We start from the raw sequence: 25,792 nt of genomic DNA, 5'->3' as shown, positions 1-25,792 counted from the left end.
ATGCTAGCAGCAAATAACTCAAAGGAGAACCACAATGAAGTCGATCATTCTTTACTCAAGTTCAAACAGGCAGGGTAATACCGCACAATCCGTACAACAGTTGGCGCAGCAGTTGCAGGCCGATAGCCTATATCTCGATGATTATGATATTAAAGATTATTGCTATAATCACAGTAACTCGGAAGATGATTTTCGTGCTCTGTTTCGGGCTGTGCTGAACTACGATCACATTGTTTTTGCCTCGCCGGTATACTGGTATGCGATAACGCCAAAAATGAAAGCGTTCTTCGACCGTATTACCGATTTTATGGATGATGAAACACTTCAGCCTGAGCTGAGAAGGCTACGTGACAAACAGTTTTCGATATTATCCAACTCCATCCAGGAGACCGCGCCCAGGTGCTTTACAGAAGTGATCCAGAAAACCTGTGAATACCTGGGCATGACCTGCCGTGAGCAAATTCACCATCAGTACCCTTATCAAGAAAACGAATAAAAAAAAGGATATTTCTGGTTAAAAAATAGGCGTTAATTGTTTCGTTAAACTAAACTGTTTTTGCTGTGGCATGGTGATGAGGTGGATCCATTGCTGTGCCAGAGTAATTATCAGTAACCGTCAAAACCAGGAATTACCATGAAGATATACAAGCTGCGCAACTGGCTTGTTATATTGTCTGTTCTCGTACTTGCCTCCTGCCTGGGCGATGATGACGACGACAATACCACAACGCCAGATCAAACCGCACAAACCACAGAAATCAAAGTGAGCCCGGCATTGGGATTAACCAAAAATGCAACTGTCAGGCTCATTTTACTTGCCAATAACACACCCATTGAAGGCGCGACAGGTAATACCGGCGAAACCGGGGTTGCGACCATTACGCTTAACTCCGCAATTGCTGAGCCCTTTATCGTCGAGGTTTTGGGGGGAGCAGACGCCGAATATTTTGATGAGGCCAAAGGTACTTTTTTGGCCTTACCGGCTGACACTACGCTACGCGCCGTATTGAGTGCTTTTAAGTCTGAAGTTGGGGTCACCACACTGACCGAAATTGCGGCAACGGCCATAATAAATACCGGAGCCACCAGTGCTGAGGCCGTTAACCTGGTCAACGAGCAGGTGCGCACTGCACTGGCACCTGCCTTGACGGATATTACGGCACCTCCACAATTGATTGACGCGGCCAGCGGTGTGACCGCAAGTGATGATCAGGCCGGTATTTATGCCGTTTCTCTGGCTGCATTGGCACAATTGGGCAGCTCATCCAGCTCACCGGCGCTGGCCATTGTTGATGCATTGCGCGCTGACTTTTTAGATCTCACAATAGATGGCAAGGTTGGCGACCAAGCTTTTGAGTCACCTCTGTATAATGCCAGTACTTTTATTAGTGAATATACCAGCGCTATTCAGGCTTATGCCCAGCAAGTGGGTTTAACCACAGACTTAAACACTACGTTTTCACTGGATAACATTAAAAAAACCTTGGAGGGGCTGAACGACATTTTTGCCAGCCTGGACTTGGGTTCTCTAGACCTGGATTTTGTTCCCGGTGGTTTGTCTCCAGGATCCGGCGGTGACAATAGCGGTAACGACGGTGAAGGAAATACTTTGACCATCACAGGCAGTTCGACTGTGGCGGGTGTCACTACAGAAATACCGCCAATCACGATCAATAACGTACCCGCGCCTGATCCCAATGACCTTGAAACCATCAAAAAGCAGATTGAGGATTCATTTGTTCAACAGCAATTGACGGTCAATGATTTGGCATTTGAACTGGTAAGCAGCTCAGACACCAAAATTGTGGTCTCTGTGCGTTACTCAGTTACGACTCAGGGGGTAACGGTTTCATCCGATTTAACTTACACCTGGACGCTGACTGGCAAAGACGATGACGACGATGACATGGACGACGATGTGATGTTGCCGGAAGTACTCAAAGGCAAGTCGTTTGTGATGGTGTTTAATTTAACGCAAAGCGGCAGCAGCTATGCTGACGGGCAAAAAGTGAAATTTACTTTCTCGAGCTCCGGTATGCTGTTTATTGACACTGATCCCGAAGCAAATAACGGGGATGAAATGTCGCTAGATGATGTCATGATGGAAGGCACTGAGTACGTCTATAAAGATGAGCAGAGTGGGTTTGTTTACCGCGTGTCAGTGACCCCGACCGGGCTCAATGAAATCAACCTGTTTACGATGGAGAAGGTGCTGCTTGGCTCATTTGTTGCCGAGGGAGTGACTAACCTTGCTCTGGTTACCGCAAGAGCCGGGGAGTATACAGTCACAGGCGCAGGCCATTCACGCGGAACAGTGATAATTGGGTCAGACGGTACTATCGACTTCGACACAGGCACGAGCTTCGCGCCAAGTGATATCGTTGCTATCTTTGATCGCACTAATCTTGAGCAGGAGAAACGCATACAAATTAATTACGGAGCTGACGACAGTGGCCCGTTGATTAATCTGTTCTTGTCTACTGATGCCAGCGCGATAACCAGCATTCAATATCGGATCAGCTCTGAAAATGTTGATGTTATGGTGACAGTCGAAGGTACGGTCACGGGTGGAGGCGGAGGTTAACGAAAAAGGTCTCACCTTTATTAAAACAAAGCGGGCACGGTTGCCCGCTTTGTCTGACAATATTTATATCCTCAGATAGCGTGCCGTTGAACGGCCTGAGTAGTGCTTTGCTCGCTTACCACTTGAACAGTTTGCACCTTTGCTGTGTGTTGCCCTGGTAGCTGGATACCACGAACTGACCAACTTTGGATTCACGGATTGGGTCGACACTGAAGGTATTGATGTTAACGTCTATGCTGCCATTGCTATCAAGTTTATAAGAAGCCTGTAGCTTGGTGCTGCCTACTTCAAACAAGCTCAGGAATTCATCGTTAAGCAGGTATTGATCAATCACAACTCCATTGTTTTCATCCACTGCGTAATGGCCCAGGTTTTCATTAAGCGTTAGCAAGCTGTAGTTGCGAACACTTTTACGCTCTCCCTCTCCATAAACAATGATCCAGTCGGCTTTGTTGTCGACCGCTGCACCAATTTCAAGTGACATTGGAAACTGATATAAAGTTCCACGTACAGGGGAGATAACTTCACACTGGCCCTTATAATAGCCTTGCCACTCCTGTGGCGCAGCCTGTGCCGTTGTACTCAGCATTGCTAGTGTTGTTATTGCCAAAGCGGATTTGATCATCTTATTCATACTATTTTCCTTTGTGATAGTGTTTACCCATTTAAGGTAAGTAGTTCTCATCCATGTTGCAAGGCAGTATGTAATGGTTTGTAAATGAGGTGTGGTTTTAGTGTTTTTTATGCTGAACATGTATATCCATAGATTAAAATTAGCAAGCGCTTGTTATCACGGCTTTATCTGTAATAATGGCTAATCAGAATGCCTTATCAGGAGAATAATATGTTAATAAGAACAATGTTGGGTTTGCTTGCTATAGTGTGCACCGCGTCTGCGTTTGCTCAGCCAATGGAGTTCGCCGGCGGTGCCGACAAAACCAATGTTATTGATGCGTCAACCTTGCTGGCAAAGGCAAGTCAGTACCATCAAACCCAGGTCACAGTGAAAGGGGTAGTGACAAAGGTATGCAAAAAGCGCGGTTGTTGGATGACGCTGGAGGTAGAAAAAGGCGAGCAGATCACCGTGAAGGTGCGTGATGGAGACATGGTTTTTCCAATGTCCGCCATTGGCAAAACAGCGCTGGCCACTGGTAAATTTGAGGTGTTTCAGCTGAGTTTAGAAAAATCACGTCGTTACCTTGCTCACAAAGCGGAGGAAAACGGCGAAGCCTTTGACCCCCAAACACTGAAAAATCCGATCACGGTATACCGGCTTAAACCCAGCGCGGTGACTATTCTCTGATAAATGCCTCTGTTAGCTCCATATTGTTTCCACTGTTTTGTGCTCAACTGGGCAATTATATTTTACCAAAAAGGCAAGCAAGGGCGTGACTGAAGACAGTAATTATGGGCTTAAACCCGTTCCAGAGTCGGCAAGAAAAGGCGTGGTAGCCTTATCTTTACTGATGCTGGGGCTGACTTTTTTTTCTGCGAGCATGTGGACAGGTGGGACGCTGGGCACCGGGCTCTCATTTAACGATTTTTTTCTGGCGGTGTTAGTCGGTAATTTATTACTCGGTATATACACAGCGGCGCTGGGGTTTATTGGTGCCTCTACCGGATTGTCTACGCATTTGCTGGCGCGATTTTCATTTGGTGTAAAGGGCTCCTGGCTGCCCTCGTTGTTGCTCGGTGGCACTCAAGTGGGTTGGTTTGGTGTTGGCGTGGCGATGTTTGCAATCCCAGTCCAAAAAGCAACGGGTATCGATACCAATGTGTTGATCATTGTGGCGGGCCTGGCAATGACGACCACGGTTTATTTTGGTATTTCTGCATTAATGGCGCTATCTGTTATTGCCGTGCCTGCTATCGCTTTGTTAGGTGGATACTCCGTGTGGCTGGCAGTTGGGGAAGTCGGGGGGCTGAGCCAGTTACAGTCTTTAGTACCGGCAACACCCTTACCTTTGAGTGGGGCCATCGCACTGGTGGTGGGGTCGTTTATTTCCGCCGGCACGCTCACTGCCGATTTCGTGCGTTTTGCTCGCAGGCCCGCCAGTGCTGTGCTGATCACGCTGATTGCGTTTTTCCTCGGCAACAGCCTGATGTTTATATTTGGTGCTGCGGGCTCGGCTGCAACGGGTGAATCTGATATCGCTCAGGTACTGATGCTGCAAGGCTTACTTTTACCTGCCATTGTGGTTCTGGGCCTCAATATCTGGACTACCAATGACAATGCACTGTATGCATCCGGCCTCGGATTTGCCAATATTACCGGCTGGTCTAGTCGTAATTTGGCAGTGATTAATGGCATTGTTGGTACACTCAGTGCGTTATGGTTGTATAACCACTTTGTTGGCTGGCTGACCTTTTTGTCGGCTGCCATCCCGCCCATCGGCGGTGTGTTGATAGCCGACTATCTGGTTAACAGGCAGCGCTATCATGCATTTGAACAAATGCAGTGGCAAACGGTGCGTTACAGTGCTCTTGCAGCTGTTGGCGTGGGCGTGTTAGCTGGCCATTTTCTGCCAGGCATTGTGCCGTTAAATGCGGTGCTGGGGGCTGCATTGAGTTACTGGGTATTTTCGCGCTGGGAGAGGTAATGCACCTGTCGGAGCTGGGGTGCGGATTGCGAACTAAACTGATATAATCTGCGTCCCTCTTTTTAGTATTTGGTACTCAATGGACGATACTGCACGCGCTTTTAACACCCGTATATTACTGCCCCTGTTAGCCAGTATTGTGGCAATAACGCCGCTGGCAATCGATATGTATTTACCTGCGATGCTGGTGATCGCCAGTAGCTTAGGGGCAGACATGCCGCAGGTGCAGCTATCTTTAAGTATCTACCTGGCCGGTTACGCGCTTGGCATGATGCTGTATGGTCCATTGGCTGATCAGCTAGGTCGGCGCAAGCTGGCATTATTTGGGCTTGGCGGGTTTGCTCTGAGTTCATTGTTACTAGCTTTTAGCAGTGATATTTTGCAGTTGTGGATACTGAGGGGCGCGCAAGCGTTTACCGGTGCGGCAGCAACGGTTGTTGTGCCAGGCATTATTCGTCATATTTATCAAGCAAATACCGCTAAAGGTATGTCCTATGTCTCGATGATCATGATGGTCGCTCCGCTGATTGCGCCCAGTGTGGGTTCGGCCATTATGGGGTTGGCAAGCTGGCAGTGGATTTTTCTTACCCTGGCAAGTTATGCCGTTGTGGTAATGATCCTCGCTTACTTTTATCTGGTGGAAGTACCTATCTACAAAAGTGACAAGCGCGGACTTCATCTGTTCTTTGACAGTTACGCGACGGTGCTTACCAATCGGGCTGCATTGCCAGATATTGCCAGTTCAATGCTGGTTTCATTTGCGTTCTTTTGTTTTCTGACCTCCGTGTCTTTTATTTATCTTGATTATTTTGCCGTCTCAGAGCAGCTGTTTGGAGTGCTGTTTGCCTTTAATGTGGTTGCCCTGATGCTGGGTAATTTTCTCAATACCCGCCTGGTTCCCAAGGTGGGCTCGCGCAAAATGTTGTATTACGGCCTGCTGCTTGGCTTGCTGAGTGCATCCGCGCTGTTAGTGTTCAGCCTGATGGATTTATCTTTGTACTATATCGTGCTGAGCATTGCGCCCTTGATGATGAGCCTGGGAGTCAGTGCGGCAAATGCAGATGCGCTTATTTTACTGGAGTTTGAGAAAAACTCGGGGACAGCGACGGCGGTTATTGGCACGCTTAGGTTTGGAAGCGGGGCTTTGGTCGGACCGTTGCTTGCCTTACTCCATGCCAACAACACGGTGCCTTTCTCGGCAATGATGTTTGCTGCGGTAGCACTGACAGCCCTGGTGCAGTACGGGCGTGGCCAAAAGTGCAAAGACAAAGACACCGCCCGCAACTAGCGCAAACAAAATAGGCTGAGCCTGGTGCTCAGCTCACCTGAAAACAAATAGTGTGGACAACCCGGCGTTTTATGTTTAAATTTTTGGTTATATATTTGCCAAAAAAACAATAATAATGCAATATGCTGCGGAGCTTATCTTTGAGCTTATTCAGGTAATTGAGCTGTTGCTCGTTTATCCTGTTGCTGAAATTCTGTCTAATGAGAGTGTCTTTGTCGCAACCAATTTATTCATTGCGGTTGTGTGCTTACATTATAAAAAGCGTAAACAAAACAAACGCCTGAGCTGGAAAACTCTGAAAGGGGCGTTTCTTTCTTCACGGATATGGTGGAGTCAATCCAGCCGCATTGACTATGTGTCTCTGATCGTCAATTCTTTTTGCCTGGCCAGTGCTGCTTTACTGATAGACAGGTATCTGAGCGGGGGAGCAGTAAAAGACAGTCTGTTTGTGTCAGCATGGCTGGAGTCGGTTGCCGGACCCAGTGAGCTGGACCTGACACCACAAGCCACAGTGGCCTTGACTACCATCATTGCGTTTATGGTATTCGACTTTTTCAATTACTGGTATCACAGAGTTTTGCATCAGTCTCCAGACTTGTGGCGCATTCATAGCCGCCACCACAGTGCAACAAACCTTACACCTTTTACGAATTTTCGAGCGCATCCTCTTGAGGCGATATTACGTTTACCGATCACGTATTTTGCCAGCATGCTGGTCGCGGGATTGTGCAGTTACTCGCTGGGGCAAGAAGCATCTGAAATGCTGATCCTGGGAACCAATTTATTTGCCTTTGGCGTTTTACTGCTTGGCGGTACTTTAGTGCATTCTCATATTTTTCTGCGATTTCCTCGCTGGCTTAGCTACCTTATTGTTAGTCCGGCAATGCATCAGGTACATCATAGCTGCAAACCAGCGCATCGAAACAAAAACTATGGCAGTAATCTGGCTATCTGGGACTGGATGTTCGGCACCATTTACCTGCCTGAGAGCGAGGAAAAGGTGGTGTTTGGATTGTCACAGCGTAACAGAGCGCAACCGAGCACTCGCGCCTTTTTCTTTGGTAAGAATATAAATAGACAGGAGAAAATATGAAAAAAATCTTGATAGGTATCGCCGTTGTTACGGCATTTGGGGTGATGTTTAGTGGCAAACTGGCGCGCAGTGCCGACAGTTTGGTGAGTACACAAAATGTTGTCGAAAACTATGGCGTCGAAAACTTTAGTTCGGGCCGCTCTCGTGCAAATGGCAATCGGGCTGCCGGAAGTTCATTGGTTAAATCGGGAGGCTGCTCTGTAGTTTTACGTCATGTCGATAGCTGGTTTGGTCTGGATAAGTGTCAGGCCTGATCACAGAGACAAGGCAGGCGTATCGTTGAAACAAATATGCCAGCCCTGATAACGACATAGAGGCTGGCATAACTTAATAGGTCTGTGAAATTGTCTGGATTACAGCTTATTATTTACCAGTGCATCCAATTCAGACAAAGATGCAGCAATTTTCACGCCTGGCACGTTGGTACCAATAGTTGCCTCAAACGACCCTTCAACAGATGAACGGAACGACGTAAATCCAATACGATAAACGCCACGAACCAAGGCTTCGGTTGGATTGTTCATCGATGTGGTTTTACGCAGCAAAGAGTTGTAGCTTGCACCACTTGGGTTTGCTGGTAGTTCACTGCTATCGTCATTACGGCCCAGGTTTTGTAAAACTTTGCCACCGTCAGCAATGCTGTTGCTGTCGATGATGTTCATGCGGTCCAGGACAATATAAGTGTCGAAAAACTTATTGGCATCCTTGTCCATGCCTGGTTTAAAGTTTGCGTGAACAAAGTCTTTGTCACCTGGTGTTGCAACGGCAGGTGAAATCATAGAAACGCCAATTTCGTCGACCGCAGCAGGCACCCAGACATACAGATAGTAGGTGTCTTTGCCTTTGTATTTACCTTCTGGCACAACCGATTTATCTACATAACCGAAGTAATTGCTGTAGTTAGCATAAGGTAACCGTGCTTCGATGCCAGCAACACCTTCAGAGACAGAGCTTTTAAGGTGTGGGCCAGTACTCATACAGCCAGCAAGTGTTGTGAGTGCAATCAGAGGGAGGATCTTTCCGGATAACTTCATTTTCATTGTGTTGACTCCATGTCACCATTTTTAAATTCGCTCGAATTATAGGCATGTACTGTGAAAAGTAAAACAATTTTTTACACATTTATCGGTTTAACAGCGAATTAACACGGTCTGAAACATTAGTCAAAAAAGTAATTAAAACATTGATATATTGAGCAAAACCTCTTGTGCAAGTCATGTCATTCACGCGTTAGTTTAAACTGCTGGATCTGGCGATTTAGCTTGACTGACATGTCGCTGAGCCTGGAAGCATATTGCAGACTTTCTTCTGAGTCATTCAAAAACTGGCTGGACGCACTCTGAATGTTATCCGTATTTTGCCGTATGTCGTTTGTCATTGCCGATTGCTGTTCAGCTGCGGTGGCAATTTGTGACGCCATTGCGTTTATATCACTGATAAGGTTGGCGATTTCACTAAAGCTGCGAGAGGCATTGCTGGCGTCATCGACACTTGCTGAGGTCAGCTCATAGCACTGATTCATCGTCTCTACCGCCGAGTGAGAGGTGGACTGCAATGTATTGATCATTGCCGAGATCTCTTCCGTGGAGGCGTGAGTGCGCTGCGACAAGACCCTGACTTCGTCCGCGACCACGGCAAAACCCCGGCCCTGCTCACCGGCTCGGGCGGCTTCAATGGCAGCGTTTAACGCCAGCAAGTTGGTTTGCTCCGAGATCCCCCGGATGGTCGCAACAATGGTGCTGATCTGTTGGCTGCTTTGCTCCAGCTGGTCGAGTACCTGGGTGGCATCTTTTACCCGGGATGACAGCGTGTCTATGGTTTGTTCAAACTTGTTGGCCAGGGTCTGGCCGGTGCGACTGTTATCAACCGCTTCACGTAATGCCGAGGCTGTCTGTTCGGCGTTACTGGCGATTTCTCCGGTAGCGGATGTCATTTGGTCGACAGCGGATGATATTTTATCAATTTCCGATTGCTGCTCCTGTGCAGCCTGGGCACTGCTTTGGGCTTGTCGTGTGGTGTCTTCAGCTTGTTGCGTAAGGGTTTTTGCCGTGCTGGCAGTATCGAGTAAGGCGTTGTTTAACCGGTCAAAAAAGCCATTAACAATGCGCGACAAGTGGGTTTCTTCCACGGTATCTATGCGGTCTGTTAAGTCACCGTCTGCGCCTTTTTGCACCAGGCCAATTACCTGATTAGAAGCGACAAATTTAATATTGCCATCATGGATATAGTAAATGGCAATGGCCGCGCCTATCAGGGCAATTACAATATGGTACAGCAAAGGCGCGATCAATCCCCAGTCGGTTTGATCTCCCCAGGAGAAGATGATAATTGGCGTGCCCCATAATTGTGCGCCAATGCTCTGACAGTAGGTCATAGTGAGATGGTGGGCAACGGTAACACCAATGAGGGCCAGTAAGGGCATAACATCCCGGTAGCGGATCAGAATCGTAAAATTGAGAAAGAAAATAAAGTGGCCTTCGCCCAGGCCGTTAGCTTGCTGTATGGTGATAGCCATCATGGCGGTTAATCCAACCGCCATAATAATGCGGGTCATAAATGCGCCCGGCATGGTTTTGTAAGCCGCCAGGCAAATGCCAAATACCGCGCCACCACCCAGGATCCCGAGCATAAAATAGCCGTTTTGCCAGGGGGTTAAAAGCGCCACCATAAAATAAAACGCCAGCAGGGTCATCAGCACAACTTTATCCGCGCGTTTAAAGTCCTCATCAAACCTGGCTTTCATATAGTCGCTGAGTTTATCGTCATAACAAATTAGCAGGTTTTTAAGCATGATGTGCCTCTTTAATAAAGCTCGTCTTGTAGCGTTTTAAAGTCAAAGGTCTCAGGATTATAAGCCTTGACTATGCGCCATTGCTGTTGCGAGCGGGCAAGTAAATAGGTGCGCCCCTGGTGCCTGATCTGCTCGCCATTTTGTTGAATATTCAGGCCAAAATCCCGGCTCAGCTGAGCCAGCGATTCCGCATTGGCATGAACGCCAGAAAAAGCATTGTGGTAGGAGCGGGCATGTGTTTGCGCTTGTTGTGTTGAGCTATTCTCGTCTATGTCAACAAACACCACCTGCGGCCACTGACTTTGCCGTGTTGTATTGTCTAATAAACTTTTTAAAATCAGCAGGGTAGTTGGACAAACCCCACCGCAGTGACTAAAGCCAAAAAACACCACTGCCTTATCGCTACCCGAGTGCTCTAAAAAAGGCGCTTCCACTGTGCGGTTGCTTTCAAGCGGTACAAACGGCAGCCCAAAAATAATCCCCAGCAGTAGGCAAAGCAACAACACCATAAACGATGATTTCAGCATAGCGCTATCAACAACAAGGTCTTGATCTATGAACTATTAGTAAACTGTAGACTGCAAAGGAGAAACTGGCAATTTGGGTTGTTTTATTCCCATCACTACACATTTGTTCGCTTTTTAACTCTATTTTTATCATTTATTAAAAATATTAATTGAAAAGGTACAACTTAATAATTAGAATCGCCGGCTTATTTTTAGGTAATGCTATTTTATTAAGGATCACCGATGTCTGCCTGGCACGTCTTATTGTTTATTTTGTTACTCTCTAGTTCAACGGTCTCTGCAAATTGTCAGATCATTGAGGGGGTAAAAGGTGTCAATGTCAGAAGTGCCAGCAGCTCTGACAGTCTTAAAGTCGGTTACCTTAGCCCAGGGGAAAAGTATCCACTAATACAAAAAGACGGCAGTTGGGTTAACTTTTGGTTTGACGGATCTGCAAGGTGGTCTTATGCCCCTGGATATTTAAAGGAGTCGTCTGGTACTTGTATTTCTTTGCAACAGACGACCCTAGTTGTTGAGCGAGATTTGCCCGCAAACGTATTGGGGGTTGCATCTGCAGATTCAAAGTGGGTGGTGACCAATCGTGACTCTGATTGGCTCAATATCTGGTTTGGAGGGAAAAAAGGCCAAATTGCAACAAGCGCGTTACACGAGGAGACTGAGGAGGAGTTACTAATTCCCAGTCAACATGCGTTTGTTGGTACTACTTTCAACTATTACTACCAGAAACCGGAATCGGCAATAGATGTTACACTAAAAAGTGGGCCTGAAGGAATGCGCTTTGAGCAGGGAAAACTTCATTGGGTACCAACGGATAGACATGTTGGAAGCCATGAAATTGAACTGGCATCAGAGTTTTTAAATGGAATTGTTTCGGTCAAAAAATTCACTTTAATCGTTCATGATACTCAAGTGGCAAACTGTTCTATTGCCGAGAGCATAAAAGGGGTTAATGTTCGTAGTGGAAATAGCTCATCCGGCGAAAAAGTTGGTTATATAAATTTGGGTGAGCAGTACCCTATTATTGGAAGCGAAGGGAATTGGCTCAATATCTGGCATGATGGACAGTCGCGTTGGTCTTATAGTAAAGGTTACTTGAATATTTCCGGTGGTCGCTGTATAGATACCACAGACGTTAGTGCTGTGTATATTGCACCCGACTCCAGCTCATCACTACTCGGGGCGGTTGAACCAAATTCGAAATGGGTTGTTACTCAGGAAACCGACCATTGGTACCAAGTATGGTATTTAGGGCAGCCCGGCTATATTGCAAAAGCAAAAACTTCAGTCACTCCTCTTGAAGCCGATTGGTCATTCATTTCGACTCCTAACACACGTATAACTCCCCAAACTACTTATTACTACATTCCTCAGCTCGAAGGTCGTTCGAAAGATGTACGGTTCAACCTCAATGAGGCTCCTGAGGGAATGTCGATTGAGGATGGGGTGATCTCGTGGCTACCATCTAATTCAGATATCGGTGAGCACACTGTGACTTTACAGGCGTTGGACTTGCTGGGAAGTAAATTGAATCAGTCATTTTCTATTGAGGTTTCTGAGCTTTATGACGAAAAACAATGCGAGATAGTTGAAGCAGTTAGAAATGTTAATGTGCGCACAGAAGCAAGCGGATCCTCACAAAAAGTAGGCTACATCAGAGTAGGCGAACAATATACGGTTCTGTCTGAGCAAGGGAATTGGGTTAATATTTGGTATGATGGAGCAGCTCGTTGGGCATATGAAGCCGGCTACCTTAAACGTAGTAATGCACATTGCTTCATTGCTGAGCAGTCTTTGGAAGCTCAAGCTCTTGATGGAAGTAATATTATTGGCGTCGCTCAAGAAGGATCCAAGTGGGTTGTTTTACAAAAAGATGTGAGCACGATTGTTACTTGGTTTAATGGGAGTTTGGTAAAGTTAGCAGTTTCCGATGGCGCCGATACAAATAATGACAATCTATCGATTACCTCTGAGCCTCCTACAGCTGTGCATGTTAGCCGAGAGTTTAACTATCAAATTTCTAGCAGCTCGTCTTCGCCAGTCACCTATAAAATTATAGCTGCGCCAGTCGGTATGTATATCAGCGAAAATATGCTGATTTGGGAGCCTAGCTCTGCGCAAATAGGCCTACATAGTGTAGAGATCATGGCTGTTACTGCCGACAACTTAACGGCAACGCAACAGTTTTCTGTTGAAGTAACTGCATTGTCAGATTCATCTTGCAAATTAGTTGAAAGTACCAGAGGCGTCAATGTACGAGATTCGAATAGCACCAGTGGAAATAAAGTAGGATACATACAAAATGGCCAAAGGTATGTGTATCTAGACCAAAAAGGTGCTTGGTTTCAAATATGGTTTGATGGGGAAAAAAAGTGGGCTTACGGACCGGGATTTCTAGAGTTTGTTGATGGTGCATGTTCGCATATTGACCAAAATTCAGGGGCAATTATTTACCAATTTGCCAGTGATAAAGCACCACAACTGGGGATTGTGCCTAATGGCTCCCAATGGAGCATATCGACTGAAAATTCAGAATGGATAAAAGTCTGGTATGCCGGTCAGGTCGGCTACATTAAAAAAACCTCCAGAGGTCCTCAACAAGATATACCAGTGATAACGAGTTTGCCGATTGAAACGGCTACTGCTAATCAGGTCTATCGCTATCAAATTGAGTTGGCTGATCTAGACTCGAACGTTACCTATTCTCTCAACGATGCACCTGAGGGTATGTCTATTTCCGCTACGGGCCTTATTGAGTGGCATCCAGGTGCCAACCAAATCGGCCAGCATTCAGCTTTAGTGTTTGCAACCATTAAAGGAACAGAAGTCTCTCAAGCGTTTACCATAGACGTAGCACCAGAGCCACTAATCCCCCAGTGTCGCGCTGCAACAGTGAAGAGTGATACCTACATAAAAGCCAATGCTGTGCATGGAAGTCGTACAATTGGCATCGCTAAAGTTGGGCAGCGATTCCTACTAGATGAGCAAGAAAATGGTTACTCGAAAATTGTTAGTGAAGATTTGTCAGGATGGGTTCCTCAAAGCAGTTTAGGTGATTCTTTTGGTACAGCCTGTTTGACCGTCATTAGCGAAGGAGGAAGCGGCTATGAAAACCCAGATATTTCTTCTTATCCATTTTTGAGTTCGCTATATATTGGGTCCAAATATTTTGTCGTTGATCATCAAGCAGGCTGGTACAAGATAGAATATCACGATGCTTATGGCCGCAAAAGTTATGCCTGGGTTCAAGCAACCTTTGTCCAAGCGCTGGGCGTTGATAATGCGCCTAAGTTCGTCGAAAAACATGTCGGATTGAAAGCCACAAAAGACCAGCTATTTGTTTACACCCCAAACTTAACCAGAATAAGTGCTCAGCAAAAGTTTGTATTGCTAAGGGCTCCAGAAGGAATGCAGATAGATGGGAAGAGTGGCGCCATTAGTTGGCTACCAGATATTGCAAGTGAATCTTTAGTTGAAGTTGAGATTAGAGTAACTGATGGTACTCACTTTGATTTACAGACGATTGAACTCGCAATTGAAGACCAAGAACAGCGATGTAGCATTATTGAAACGGTTGAGAAAACTGGCGTTTTCGGTTCTGCAACTAGTCCTGTAGTGGAGCAGTACATCTCTGCGGGTCAGCAATACGTAATGGTAAGCATGACTCAAAGGCGTGTCGAAATTCACTTTAACGCTTCCACTAAGTGGGTTGAACTTGCCCAGATACAGCGCTTGGGTTCAAATCACTGCACCTCTACAGGAACGCGCAATGTCGAAGTTATATATCGAGAGAGTGAGTTTAATGAGGTTCTGTTGGGCTATGCAACGCGAGGGTCGTCCTGGGTTGTTAGTAAAGCATTCGACGCTCAATTTGGTATCTGGTTCGATGGCAAGTTAGGCTGGTTGAATAGCAGGAGCGTTACTGATGTCTATCCCAAAGCCGTATTAGGTAAGTTTGCAACGATCGTAGCCGGCCAAGCATTTACTTTGTATGGATTGGATAGTTTCAGCTCAAATGGGCAGGAACTCAAAGAGTATCAGTGGCGCATCAATGGGTTACTTGTTGCAAAACAGGCGGTCTATGAAGTCCCTGAGCTGCCCGCAGGTGATCATGTTGTCACGCTTTCAGTTGTAGATACTAATGGACAGACTCATTCGTTCAGTCGTCCAATCAGAGTCCTTCCGTCAGGGAGTCCAGAGCCAAAATTTAGCAGTATCCCGAAAGTAACAGCGATCAGTGGGACGGTTTATGGCTATCAGCTGCAACACTCATTGAATGAGCAAGTTAGCTATGAATTACTCAAAGGGCCTGAAGGGATGGCTGTCAGTCAATCTGGTTTAATAAGCTGGAATGTCCCCGGTAGTTGGGGAAGCCATCCGGTGGAGGTTGCAGCTACTTCACAATCAGGCATAACAATAATACAGCGTTATTTGCTGGGAGTATCTGACACTAACAGACCTCCCACCATTCATAGCAGCCCGGCGTTGTCTGCGGTTGTTGGGTATGAGTACCAGTATCAGGCAGTCGCTTCCGATACTGACGGTTATATGCAGCTATACCTGGCCACAGCCCCTGCAGGTATGGTACTCGACCGGTTCAATAAAATACATTGGATACCGCAAGCTGAAGACATGGGCTCACAGCCTGTCGTGTTAGTTGCTTATGATGGTATTGAAACGGTCCAACAAACTTTCACTATTGAGGTTGAGAAGGGCAGAGATCAGGATGAGGATGGCATACCTGATGTAGCTGATTTGTGCCTGGAAACGAATTCTGTTGAAGGGTTAGATAAATTTGGTTGCTCAATTGAAGATTTAAATAACAACAAGCCCAAAAGCAATAATAACATACCAAAAACTGGCCAAACAAAAAGCCTTGCGCCATTTGACGATGGCTTTTATCAACAAGGGGTTGAACGGTCTTACGTAGAATTGCAGGAAGGTCTCATCTCAGACCAAAATTCAATGCTGATTTGGGCTGACCTCGCAGGGGACTCCACGGCTCAGGGGTTATCTTGGTACGCGGCGAAGAACTATTGTGAAAACCTAAACCATGCTGGCATTGACTCTTGGCGATTACCATTGGAGGAAGAACTATTTTTCCTTCTTGATAGAAGCGATTTTGATAATGGGCTGTTACCAGCAGAGTTTAAATCTCGTGGGTCATCAAGGTATTGGTCGGCGGAGCTGAATACTTTGCTTTTGGGTGATGACACTACCATTCAATCTGCAACTCAAATCGATATCAGTACAGGGCTTGCCTATTCACGGAACAATGTTAAGTATGCAAAAGGTAATGCATTGTGTGTGACTGGTGAAGTAGCGCATCAGCCAAATTATAAGCAATATGAGTATGGTGTTTACGATCAGAGTAATCTACTAGTTTGGCAGAAAAAAGATAGAAGCTCTGACTCCATCATGCAGCCTTCAGGGTGGCATCAGGCTGTTCAATACTGTGAAAACCTGAAAGAGGCTGGGTTTGATGATTGGCGCCTCCCAAATATCAATGAATTATATAGCCTTGCACATGATCAAGGCACTTATGCGAGTAAATTTTCTGAACTATTTAACAAGTGGTCTGATTATTCATTTTGGAGCTCTACAAAAACTGATCACAATCACAATGCCTATCTCATAAAAAAAGATGGACATAGCTTTGTTCATGTTACTTATTTGCCTGTTGAGCTAAGAAGCGCAGATATCCCTCAGCGTCAGGGGTTGGTCCGATGCGTCAGAGACTGGCAGCCGCCCAAGCTCAAGGTAGATTACAACTCTGTGATTAGGTTTGGTGACTTTCTGCACGTAGATGCGTCTGAAAGTGAAATTTTTGGTCATCAACCAGAGCTCAGTTGGCGCTTGGCTTGCAAATCAGGGTATTTGAGTTGCTTAACTGATATTAGTAGTGAGCATAATCTGATCCCAGATCAGGGTGACTGGTCGCTCCTTGTGACTCTGCGAAAGTTTGGATTTACGTACGACCTGAAACTACCTGTTACTGTTATTGCTGATCCCACAAATACGCCACCGACTGTGGAAGATTTACACATTATCAAAAGGATTAGCCCGCAAGATGTGTTTGGGCAGTCAATTACGTTAAATGTTGAAGATCCCGACTTGATATCACCCTCTTGTCCAGAACCAACTGTCTATTGTAAAGCTCGTCAGAGGCTACGAGTCGAAGTAGTTGAAATGCCTAAGGTTGTTAAGCTGGGCAGGCAAAGTGCAGTTGGGATTGACTTTATACCTTTTGAAGCTGGCGATTGGCTGCCTACAACATTTAAATTTCGAGCAATAGGCCTGGCTCGGGGTGTTGAGGATGAATTCAAAGTACGTGTTTTTGATGGTCAGGATTACTCACGTATAGCTACGATAAAGCTGGAACTGCGTCAGTATACAGTAACTGAGCTAGTTAGATTGGGACCTGCTATTGGATTGTTTAGTGGTTCAGATCACCTGTTACAACCTGTTTTGTTGGCGCAAGGTGTTGAGTATGGAGATGATCTGGCAATCGAATTTTTGAGTGTCGCAACAGAGAAGGTATACGACTCGCCAAGCCTGATGCTCACAGATGTGACAGCTGACGATACGTTTAAACTAAAAATAACGGACGCACAGGGTAACTCAGCAATGAGCAGCATCCAGGTTGTTGTTGCCAGACCTTTGCCTTCAAGTCTAAGCCTGTTGCCAGGCGAGCAGTATCGGTTTTTTGCTCACAAGTCTACACGTATTTACGAAAAGCGACCATTTGAAAAACTTGAGTGGTATATCAATGATGAGCCATGGCGAAGCGACAGTGCTTATTCGTCATTTATGAACTTTGCTAAGCCACCGGGTACCTACAAAGTAAAAGTGGTATTCACAGATTATCTTGGCAATCAGAATGAATATACCTCAACTGTAACAGTAACCGATTGGCCCACTGATATTGGGTTATCGAATCTGATATTTACTGAAGGAGAGGCAAACTTTCTTCCTAAGTTAGAGCGGTTTAAAAATTACAGGAATAACTGGGTTGTAGATGGCAAGCCAGTACCCCTTTATAACAGCAGATACAAGTTCGATTATCCTGCTGGACAATATGAAGGCCAGCTACACATTACGGGAGAACTGGGATATCGCAAGGTCTACCCGGTACAAATTACTGTGCAACCAAAAGATAATTCATTGCCGGATACTCGAGTTGTAGCTGTTCACAAGCATGATAGTTATACACTTTCGTTTTCCGATGAAGGAGTCGAACCATATTATCAGAGGTACGAAATCACTCGCTTAAGTGATGGGCGGGTTTGGGCTGTTAATGAGCTACATATAAACAATATAGTTGAAAAAGAGACCTATCAGCTAAAAGCAACTCACTTTGATGGTAAATCTGCAACCAGGCTGGTCAAAATCATACTTGTCAGACCATTTCCTGATGTTATAACCGTGGACCGTTTTGAGACGAAAAAACTAACAGTTCATCCGGATTATGAAGGTGTGATTTTTGACCAGTACCAGTGGATGATAGATGGTATCGAGGTCGGAACTGAGCCCACTTTTGAGTTTTCAGAGGATTATGGAGATTATGCCCTAGAACTAAAAGTTGTTGATGAAAAAGGGCAAAGTTATACATATCGAACAATATTAAGAGTAAGAGCAACAATTGAAAGCTGTAAACCCAGCAGGCTATTTTCCGACGAAAAGCTAAAGCAAACAGTGCCCGAGGAAAATATCGATTGGACCGGTGCAACTTATCATCGGGTTGAGGATATTGAGGCGAGTTTTAACAATGCACGGCAGCAGGACGAAACGGTTGATGCAGAGCTACATATGCCAGCACAAAGCGTGTGGGATGCGTGGTCTGCTGAAGAGAAAGTACTTTATCTGATTAATGCTGAGCGGACTGCACGTGGTATTGAGGCTTTTTACGGAGTGGCTGAGGAGTTTAGTGAAGTAACGCAAAAATTCGCACAGTATTCATTAGAAAATGATGTATTTGGTCACTATAGAACTTCAGATGGCGCAACTCCACACCAACGCGTTATTGAGCACTTTTCTGGTTGGGAACAACACAGTAAATATTGGAGGACGGGAGAAGTCCTTGCTCTATCACCAACGCGCATTTTTAGTACTTCAGATCTCTCTTTGGACGAGCAAGTCTCAGCGGCAGCCATGTTGTCCATCTACGATTATATCTATGCCGATAAGTTTCCTTACACAGGAGCGGCATGGGGACATAGAAATGGCGTGCTTGGAGCCGTCGGCTATCCTGCAGGGTCACCGCCACAAACAAGAGGGTTATTAGGGGTCGGGAGTATTGTAGGACCATTCACCCCCAATGGAGACAGACCACAGCCTGTGGAGTCAATCTGGACTGGAGTTAACGTGGTTAATGTTGTAGAGGAGTGGCCGGAGTTAAGCATAACTCGCGTAGATCATAGTGCTGCTACTCGGTGTGAAAAGCCCGTTATATCGATGGAGCCGATTCCGCAACTTATTGCCCTTGAGGTAGCACCTCAGACACTTAATCTGGTGCCTGGCATGTCCGAGCAGCTAACTATAACAGCTACTTATAGTAATGGACATTCTGAGCTAGTAGATCAAAATGTCAGTTTGGTTGAGCTGAACAGACGTGTATTTAGCTTTAAAAAGGGTACTGTTACCGCGAAGAGCACGGGTATATCCAGCCTTACCGTTCTTTCGGGGGAGGTTGAGTCAAATACCATTCAGATAGTTGTATCTGAAAAGACTCAAGATACCAAAGGAGCAGAGGGTTTTGCAGGCGAACACCATGGGTTGATTGCTGACAATGCATCGGCAGAGCGATTTCCAGTCAATTTGTTTTCCATTTACACGGGTGAAGTATTCAATACCAATGCTCAACCTTTGGCTAATGCACAAGTCAGTTTTCTGGGCCAGGGTGAGTTTGGAAGTGTCAAAACGGACGAAAATGGGCGGTATACCATTGCCGGTATGGCTGGTAAATCGATATTAGAGATTTCTTTACCCGGCTACCTGAGAGTGCAGAGGGAGGTTATCGCGCTCAATAAAGAGTGGAATAGCGTTGACAGGGTCACTCTCCAGCCGCTGGATGCACAAGTGACGTTAGTAGATTTAACGTCAAATGGTCCTAAAGTGCACAAATCTAGCCCGGTCTCTGATGAATTCGGCGTGCGATCTACGTCACTTGTTTTCGAAGATGTCAATCAGGCTACGGTAGTAGGTCCCAACGGGCAAACACGACAGTTGGATAAATTTGCGGTCCGTGCTACTGAGTATGAAACGCCAGAAACCATGCCAGGTGCTTTACCTGTGGAGTCCGCTTTTACATATTGCTCTGAGTTGGACATAGCTGGAGTTGCTGACAATGAAAGTGTTCACTTCGATCAACCCGTGGTGATGTATGTGGACAACTTTCTGGATTTTCCTGTTGGTGAGTTAGTGCCTATTGGCTATTACGACCGACAAGAAGCAAAGTGGAAGGCTTCAGAGAATGGTGTTGTTGTCAGACTACTCGACACCAATGGGGATGGAAAAGTTGATGGTGTGGATTACACCGGCGATGACCAACCTGATGATATAGACGGTGATGGCTCTGCAGCAGATGAAAGCAAGGGCATTGAGAGCTATGAGGTTGGCAAAACTTACTGGCGTGGTCGTATGTTCCATTTTACGCCTTATGATTTCAACTGGTCTGCCCGCTCAGATGGTACTTCTCCGACAGAAATCGAAGTCCTGGCCGGTGATAGTTCTGTCGTTGAAGAAAATGATCAATGTGCAGCCGTTAGTTCTTATATAAAACCTAAAACTCTGGAGCTGCATGAAGATATCAGTATTCTGGGTACGGGTCTTACACTTCACTACAATAGTGCCAGAACCTCAGACTTCCACCATATAATCAAATCTAATGTCAGCCGCTTGTCATTGCCAGATGGTGTTATACGCATGCACGCTGTTCTTGAAGTGGCAGGTAACAGGTTCGAGCAGCTGTTTGCCCCGAGTGTGATGCAAAATGTTGAGTTTGTTTGGGATGGCCGAGATGTACTGGGCGAACCAGTCCGGGGAGAGGTAAAAGCTCGGTTAAAAATTGGTTATGAATACGCTTCCGCCTATGCCAGTGCAGGAAACATAGCTGATTCAGGTTTAAGGCCTGATCAGGTTCCACCAACCTGGGCACAGCAGGGGAGTGAGTCATTAGGTGTAACAGGCCGACAAAACGTAATCAAATGGAGCGAGTCTGTGATTTCGCTATTTGGATCGCCAAAGAGTGAAATTGCCAATGGCTGGAGTATATCTAATCACCACTTGGTGGATAGCCATGGGAATATTTATCGTGGGGACGGTGAAATTGAAAAGGGTAGTCATGCCTCTCCGACAGTCAGCTCCGGATTAAGTTTAAGCGCTGTCGACGGTGATGACGGCTACTATGGCGCACCCGGAAGAGACATCTCCTATGCTGTCACCAAGTATGGCTATTTATCCGATATAAACACGCGTTTAAACTGGCAAATCAAAGCAACAGAGCAGGTTTTAAGTAAAAGCGAAGCGATTGAATACTGTGAAAGCCTGGACTTTGGTGGACCCTGGGCAGGAAGATGGAGACTGCCTTCCATTAAAGAGCTACTTTACACCCTAGATAAAAGCGGCCGGGAGCATGAAGCGGATGCCTATATGCTGAACGGCTACTTCAATGTTTGGGGCTCAAATAGCATTGATGAGGGCCAGAGAAAACAAGCGCTTTGTGTGGCGGGCCTAGGACTCGGCCATGACTCCTGGACAATTATCACTGATGATATGACGCTGTATAACTATGCAATGTTATCAGACTCCTCAAGGCTAGTAGGGTATAACGATTATTTTCAGCTTTACTGGCAGGACACGCCGGACAACATTTCTCTAAAAATGACATGGCGTGAAGCAATTAATTATTGTGAGACGCTTGAACATGCGGGTATGACCAACTGGCGTCTGCCGACCGCGAATGAGTTACTGATGCAAGGAGGAACTAAAAACTTTTTGTTCAAGTCTCCGGTTGGACATAATGGTGCTCCCGATGCAATATGGCGCCCCTATGTGGAGTGGCGGTCGCCTTATTGGAGCTCTACTCCAAATGTCGGAGCGCCGGATCGAGAAGCCTGGGCGATTGAAGTGACAATGGGACTTGGCTATCACGCCTACGACCAAGAGGAAGAACAGTACCACGTCCGGTGCGTTAGTCCATACCAAAACAGTGTTGTGAGCCCTTACGTTATAGAGAATGGTAAACATGTTAAAACCACAGACAAGCTAACTGGCACGTCGCTTTCTGAGTTTAGTTACTCTAGGGCCACCAAAAAGCTGACGAGTATTCGTGATCGATTTAATAATCAGGTTAGCTTAATCCGTGATGAGCAAGGGAAGGTGTCTCAGATAATTTCACCATCGGGGTTGATCACATATCTGAACATTGACGAAAACAACAACCTGAGGTCCGTCATATATCCCGATGGTACAGGCTATCAACTCAACTATCAGGGGGAGTTGCTGAACCATCAGGTAGACCCAAATGGTAATGTCTTTGAGCGCTTTTTTGACGCACATGGCCGGATCACACGAAGCCTTGATCCAGAAGGTGGAGAGTGGCGCTTTTACAGTCGTCTGGATGAAGCGACGCAGGCCAAAATTTATGGATATACAACGGCGGAAGATAATCGATTTGAGGTAAAAGAAGCTTTAAATGGGGACACAGAAACACGCTATCCGGATGGCTCTGTAGAGTCGAGCATGCGCTCTTTTAAATACTATAATAACCGGCTAGTACCAACGTCTCATCAGCAGGTTGGAGGAATGGAGTATCTGATCCATAGTAAATACGACCCCATTCAAAAAAGAAATGTCCCAAGATCACTGGTGGTGAGATCACCCGACGGGGTGGAATCCAAAACCGACATTACCAGAAATGGCGATGGTTACGTCGTTTACTTTAACGTGGAGCACAATGATACTCAGAAAGTAACAATGAAGTATCACGTTAATTCAGGTAAATCAACCACAACAACCGGGTTAGGTAGAGAAACGGTTTTAAAACTAGATACAGCAAGGCAAATACCGGACTATACCGAAGTAGTTGGCTTTGCACCGGTCCACTATAGCTATGACGACTACGGGCGTTTGACACGAGTATCGCAAGGAGACAGAGGCACTCGATATTTCTACAGTGGTGGCTACGGACTTAGGACTGGACTATTAGAAAAAATTGTCAGTAGCAATCAACCGCAAGTAACTCTGACAAGAGACAATGTTGGGCAAGTGATCCGAGCAGTATTGTCGTACAGCGAACAAGAGCAGCAGGCAACTGAGTTTGGCTATGACAACAACGGAAACTTGATTTCTATTACGCCTGATGGCCAGCCAGAGCACCAGTTTGCATATAACAGTATTAATAACGTAACGAGTTATACTGCACCGGTAGCAGCAGATGCCGAGCAAACTGTCTCCAGCTATGTCTATGACAGAGACCGGCGAATTAGTGAGATTACTTTACCCTCGGGAGAAAATATCTCTTATGTCTATGCCAGGGGAATTGACCGTTTAGAGTCCATTAGTACCCCTTATGGTCGATACCAACTGAGCTACAACGAAGTAGGTGATGTAATTCGAGTCGATGCACCTGATGGCAATACGCTCAATTATCATTACGATGGCTTACTCTACACTGGTACGAATTGGTCTGGTGATGTAACTGGCTCATTTAGTGTCAATTATAGCCCGGGTGGCGATGTTGGCAGTGTGTGTGTGAACGACGCCAACTGTATTGCCTATGGCTACGATCTGGATGGTATGCTCACTTCGGCTGGTAATCTGACTTTAAACAGGGCGCTAGATAAAGGCGGTGTTATTACCGGGACTGAGCACTTTGATATTCAACACCACATATCGCACAACCAATATGGTGAAATCGTAAGAGAGCACTATACCTTTGGCGCACAAAACTTGTATCAAGCCACTTATCAATTTGATGATGCGGGTCGCATAACAAGAAAGCAACAGTTTGTAGCCGGTGAAAACCAGGTAGAAACTTATTTGTACGATGGGTTAGGTCGCCTGAGTACAGCTATAAAAGGAGAAACAACACAGGTATACCGCTATGGTGCAAATGGTAACCGGATTGGCATTGATTTCACACAAGGTGACCAAACCACCACTAAGAGCGCAACATTTGACGAACAAGACAGGTTAACCAGTTTTGCTCAGTGCCGGTATCAGTACAATGTGAACGGTGCGCTGGCACATAAAACGTGTGGTTCTGTCGAGCATAACTACGACTACGATATTTTTGGCAATTTACTTCAGGTTGAGATCAAACAAGATGGTCAGGTTAGCAAACAAATTGACTATGATGTTGACCCACAAAATCGACGTGTGGCTAAGTATGTGGATGGGCAGCACGTTGTGGGTTACCTGTATAGTGACCAGTTAAATCCGGTCGCACAATTAAATGCCAATGGTAATGTGGTTGCTTTGTTTGGCTACGCCAGCAAAGGACATGTTCCTGACTACATGCTAAAAGGTGGCAGAGAATATCGCTATATTACCGATCAACTAGGTTCACCCCGGATGCTGGTGGACGCTGTGAGTGGTGAGATCGCCCAGCGACTTGACTACGATGTATACGGTGAGGTGACATACGACTCCAACCCGGGTTTTCAGCCCTTTGGGTTTGCGGGTGGTTTGTATGACAGCGACACCGGGCTAGTCAGGTTTGGTGCTCGAGATTACGATCCGTATGCTGCTCGCTGGACTGCAAAAGATCCAATCGGCTTTGCGGGGGGCGACACCAACCTTTATAATTATGTTTCAGCGGATCCTGTCAACTTTATTGATCCGACCGGGCACATTCTGGCAAACCTGTATGGTGCGGCCAAGGACGGCGGTATGGAATTGTTATTCCAGCTATATGTAGAAGGCAAGCCATTTGCCTGTGTTGACTACAAAGCTGTGGTGGTCGCTGCGGTCGGTGGCCTGGCATTTGGCGGTGCAGCAGCTGCCAAAGCTTATAAGATGTGGAAGGCTAAGAAGAAGGTTACAAAGAAAGCAGACCATTACATATCTGATGCACCATTAGCTAAGCAGCGAGTGAACGGCCAAGATATACCGCTGCCATTAAAAGAAGCTGAAGGAAGAGCGCATACTGTACTTGGTTCGAGAGTCGGGAGCGATGGAAAAGTTTATCGTCAGTCAGCAGAATTTCCAGCTAATACGTGGCCGAAAGCAAATGGAAAAGATGTTCCTATGAGTGAAGTTCACTGGAGCAACCATGGACGCGGAGACCATTTGAATCCTCATCAACATCCATTTAAGTTTGATGGGAAAGGATGGATTCGAGAAGGTGGAAACGGTTTACCATTTAAGGGTCAATAAGGGGGAAGCTTAAAATGCAAGTATGTTTTGATTTACTAATTCCTAAAACTTGTTTTGGAGATGACTTCCCTTTTCAAGAGGAGCTTACTTTCTGGGGGGATGAAAGCTTTAGCCAAGACCCTCCTCGATATGCATGGAAAGAAGAAGTTAAGTTCAAAAAGCAAACAATGCCAGAGCATATGCTGAACTATATACCATCAGAGATGAATGTTTCGAACTGGGTCTACTTGTCATTAGAAAGTAATGCGCTTGAAACTTGGGAAAAGAGCGTCAATGAACCATATCTTGATGAATCACCACTGATGCTAAAGGAAATGCTTGAAAAGTTACTACCTTTACTGAGTGAGTGGGTTGTTATTTTTGAATTGAACTGCGATCAAATTGATAATGTATATCAGATGAATAAGTCGGCCTTACTAGATAAGATCGATACAGCTCTAAACTGGGATAATGAGCCAGAAGGTTTTTTAGCCTGGCATAAGTCTTAATTTAAAGCCCCTCGCGGGGCTTTTTGAGGGTGTTCATAATTCTGT

At 45.9% G+C, this 25,792-nt stretch carries 13 protein-coding genes; 9 read left to right on the top strand and 4 right to left on the bottom strand.

Annotated elements, in window-relative coordinates; genetic code table 11:
- Positions 1 to 34 precede the first annotated feature (34 nt).
- Both TW77_RS08965 and TW77_RS08960 read left to right on the top strand, forming a co-directional pair.
- Positions 35 to 496 (top strand): flavodoxin family protein, encoded by a 462-nt coding sequence (locus TW77_RS08965; RefSeq protein WP_046004642.1) that lies wholly within the window; start codon positions 35 to 37, stop codon positions 494 to 496.
- A 138-nt stretch (positions 497 to 634) separates the two neighbouring features.
- Complete coding sequence (locus TW77_RS08960; protein ID WP_046004641.1) at positions 635 to 2,584, top strand: hypothetical protein; 1,950 nt, start codon at positions 635 to 637, stop codon at positions 2,582 to 2,584.
- Positions 2,585 to 2,699: 115 nt separating this feature from the next.
- Here TW77_RS08960 and TW77_RS08955 read toward each other — a convergent pair whose 3' ends face one another.
- On the bottom strand, positions 2,700 to 3,218 hold the full coding sequence (locus tag TW77_RS08955) for a hypothetical protein (RefSeq protein ID WP_046004640.1): 519 nt from the start codon (positions 3,216 to 3,218) through the stop codon (positions 2,700 to 2,702).
- Positions 3,219 to 3,428: 210 nt separating this feature from the next.
- On the opposite strand from TW77_RS08955, the gene TW77_RS08950 reads away from it, so the two are divergent.
- The 5 genes from TW77_RS08950 to TW77_RS08930 all read left to right on the top strand — a co-directional run bounded on the left by TW77_RS08950 (position 3,429) and on the right by TW77_RS08930 (position 7,819).
- Positions 3,429 to 3,887, top strand: a complete 459-nt coding sequence (locus tag TW77_RS08950) for a DUF4920 domain-containing protein (protein ID WP_046004639.1) — start codon at positions 3,429 to 3,431, stop codon at positions 3,885 to 3,887.
- An 85-nt stretch (positions 3,888 to 3,972) separates the two neighbouring features.
- Positions 3,973 to 5,184 (top strand): cytosine permease, encoded by a 1,212-nt coding sequence (gene codB, locus TW77_RS08945; RefSeq protein ID WP_046004638.1) that lies wholly within the window; start codon positions 3,973 to 3,975, stop codon positions 5,182 to 5,184.
- A 79-nt stretch (positions 5,185 to 5,263) separates the two neighbouring features.
- A complete protein-coding gene (locus TW77_RS08940) occupies positions 5,264 to 6,472 on the top strand; it encodes a Bcr/CflA family efflux MFS transporter (protein WP_046004637.1) in 1,209 nt (402 codons plus the stop codon).
- 115 nt (positions 6,473 to 6,587) lie between these two features.
- Positions 6,588 to 7,565, top strand: a complete 978-nt coding sequence (locus TW77_RS24205; RefSeq protein WP_052713121.1) for a sterol desaturase family protein — start codon at positions 6,588 to 6,590, stop codon at positions 7,563 to 7,565.
- Positions 7,562 to 7,819 carry a hypothetical protein gene (locus tag TW77_RS08930; protein ID WP_046004636.1) on the top strand — a complete coding sequence of 86 codons (258 nt, stop codon included), beginning with the start codon at positions 7,562 to 7,564 and terminating at the stop codon, positions 7,817 to 7,819. The genes TW77_RS24205 and TW77_RS08930 overlap by 4 nt, the downstream gene beginning before the upstream one ends.
- A gap of 99 nt (positions 7,820 to 7,918) precedes the next feature.
- On the opposite strand, the gene TW77_RS08925 is transcribed toward TW77_RS08930, so the two are convergent.
- The 3 genes from TW77_RS08925 to TW77_RS08915 all read right to left on the bottom strand — a co-directional run bounded on the left by TW77_RS08925 (position 7,919) and on the right by TW77_RS08915 (position 10,883).
- Positions 7,919 to 8,605 (bottom strand): LipL32 family surface lipoprotein, encoded by a 687-nt coding sequence (locus TW77_RS08925; RefSeq protein WP_046004635.1) that lies wholly within the window; start codon positions 8,603 to 8,605, stop codon positions 7,919 to 7,921.
- Between the two features lie 179 nt (positions 8,606 to 8,784).
- A complete protein-coding gene (locus TW77_RS08920; RefSeq protein ID WP_046004634.1) occupies positions 8,785 to 10,356 on the bottom strand; it encodes a methyl-accepting chemotaxis protein in 1,572 nt (523 codons plus the stop codon).
- A gap of 11 nt (positions 10,357 to 10,367) precedes the next feature.
- Positions 10,368 to 10,883, bottom strand: a complete 516-nt coding sequence (locus TW77_RS08915; RefSeq protein WP_046004633.1) for an SCO family protein — start codon at positions 10,881 to 10,883, stop codon at positions 10,368 to 10,370.
- Between the two features lie 222 nt (positions 10,884 to 11,105).
- On the opposite strand from TW77_RS08915, the gene TW77_RS08910 reads away from it, so the two are divergent.
- Together TW77_RS08910 and TW77_RS08905 are read left to right on the top strand one after the other, a co-directional pair.
- Complete coding sequence (locus TW77_RS08910; RefSeq protein WP_046004632.1) at positions 11,106 to 25,259, top strand: DUF1566 domain-containing protein; 14,154 nt, start codon at positions 11,106 to 11,108, stop codon at positions 25,257 to 25,259.
- Positions 25,260 to 25,273: 14 nt separating this feature from the next.
- The gene (locus tag TW77_RS08905; protein WP_046004631.1) at positions 25,274 to 25,747 is read left to right on the top strand and encodes a hypothetical protein; all 474 of its coding nucleotides are present in this window, start codon (positions 25,274 to 25,276) and stop codon (positions 25,745 to 25,747) included.
- The last annotated feature ends 45 nt before the right edge of the window (positions 25,748 to 25,792 follow it).

Origin of the sequence: Pseudoalteromonas rubra (assembly GCF_000967655.1) — a bacterium.
In the GTDB taxonomy this organism is placed as follows: domain Bacteria; phylum Pseudomonadota; class Gammaproteobacteria; order Enterobacterales; family Alteromonadaceae; genus Pseudoalteromonas; species Pseudoalteromonas rubra_A.
This window is presented reverse-complemented; position numbering and strand designations above follow the sequence as displayed.

Coding starts and splice junctions, on each gene's coding strand:
- TW77_RS08920 (WP_046004634.1), bottom strand. CDS start 10,356: ATGCTTAAAAACCTGCTAATTTGTTATGACGATAAACTCAGCGACTAT.
- TW77_RS08925 (WP_046004635.1), bottom strand. CDS start 8,605: ATGAAAATGAAGTTATCCGGAAAGATCCTCCCTCTGATTGCACTCACA.
- TW77_RS08915 (WP_046004633.1), bottom strand. CDS start 10,883: ATGCTGAAATCATCGTTTATGGTGTTGTTGCTTTGCCTACTGCTGGGG.
- TW77_RS08940 (WP_046004637.1), top strand. CDS start 5,264: ATGGACGATACTGCACGCGCTTTTAACACCCGTATATTACTGCCCCTG.
- TW77_RS08905 (WP_046004631.1), top strand. CDS start 25,274: ATGCAAGTATGTTTTGATTTACTAATTCCTAAAACTTGTTTTGGAGAT.
- TW77_RS08910 (WP_046004632.1), top strand. CDS start 11,106: ATGTCTGCCTGGCACGTCTTATTGTTTATTTTGTTACTCTCTAGTTCA.
- TW77_RS08960 (WP_046004641.1), top strand. CDS start 635: ATGAAGATATACAAGCTGCGCAACTGGCTTGTTATATTGTCTGTTCTC.
- TW77_RS08930 (WP_046004636.1), top strand. CDS start 7,562: ATGAAAAAAATCTTGATAGGTATCGCCGTTGTTACGGCATTTGGGGTG.
- TW77_RS08965 (WP_046004642.1), top strand. CDS start 35: ATGAAGTCGATCATTCTTTACTCAAGTTCAAACAGGCAGGGTAATACC.
- TW77_RS08955 (WP_046004640.1), bottom strand. CDS start 3,218: ATGAATAAGATGATCAAATCCGCTTTGGCAATAACAACACTAGCAATG.
- TW77_RS24205 (WP_052713121.1), top strand. CDS start 6,588: ATGCAATATGCTGCGGAGCTTATCTTTGAGCTTATTCAGGTAATTGAG.
- TW77_RS08950 (WP_046004639.1), top strand. CDS start 3,429: ATGTTAATAAGAACAATGTTGGGTTTGCTTGCTATAGTGTGCACCGCG.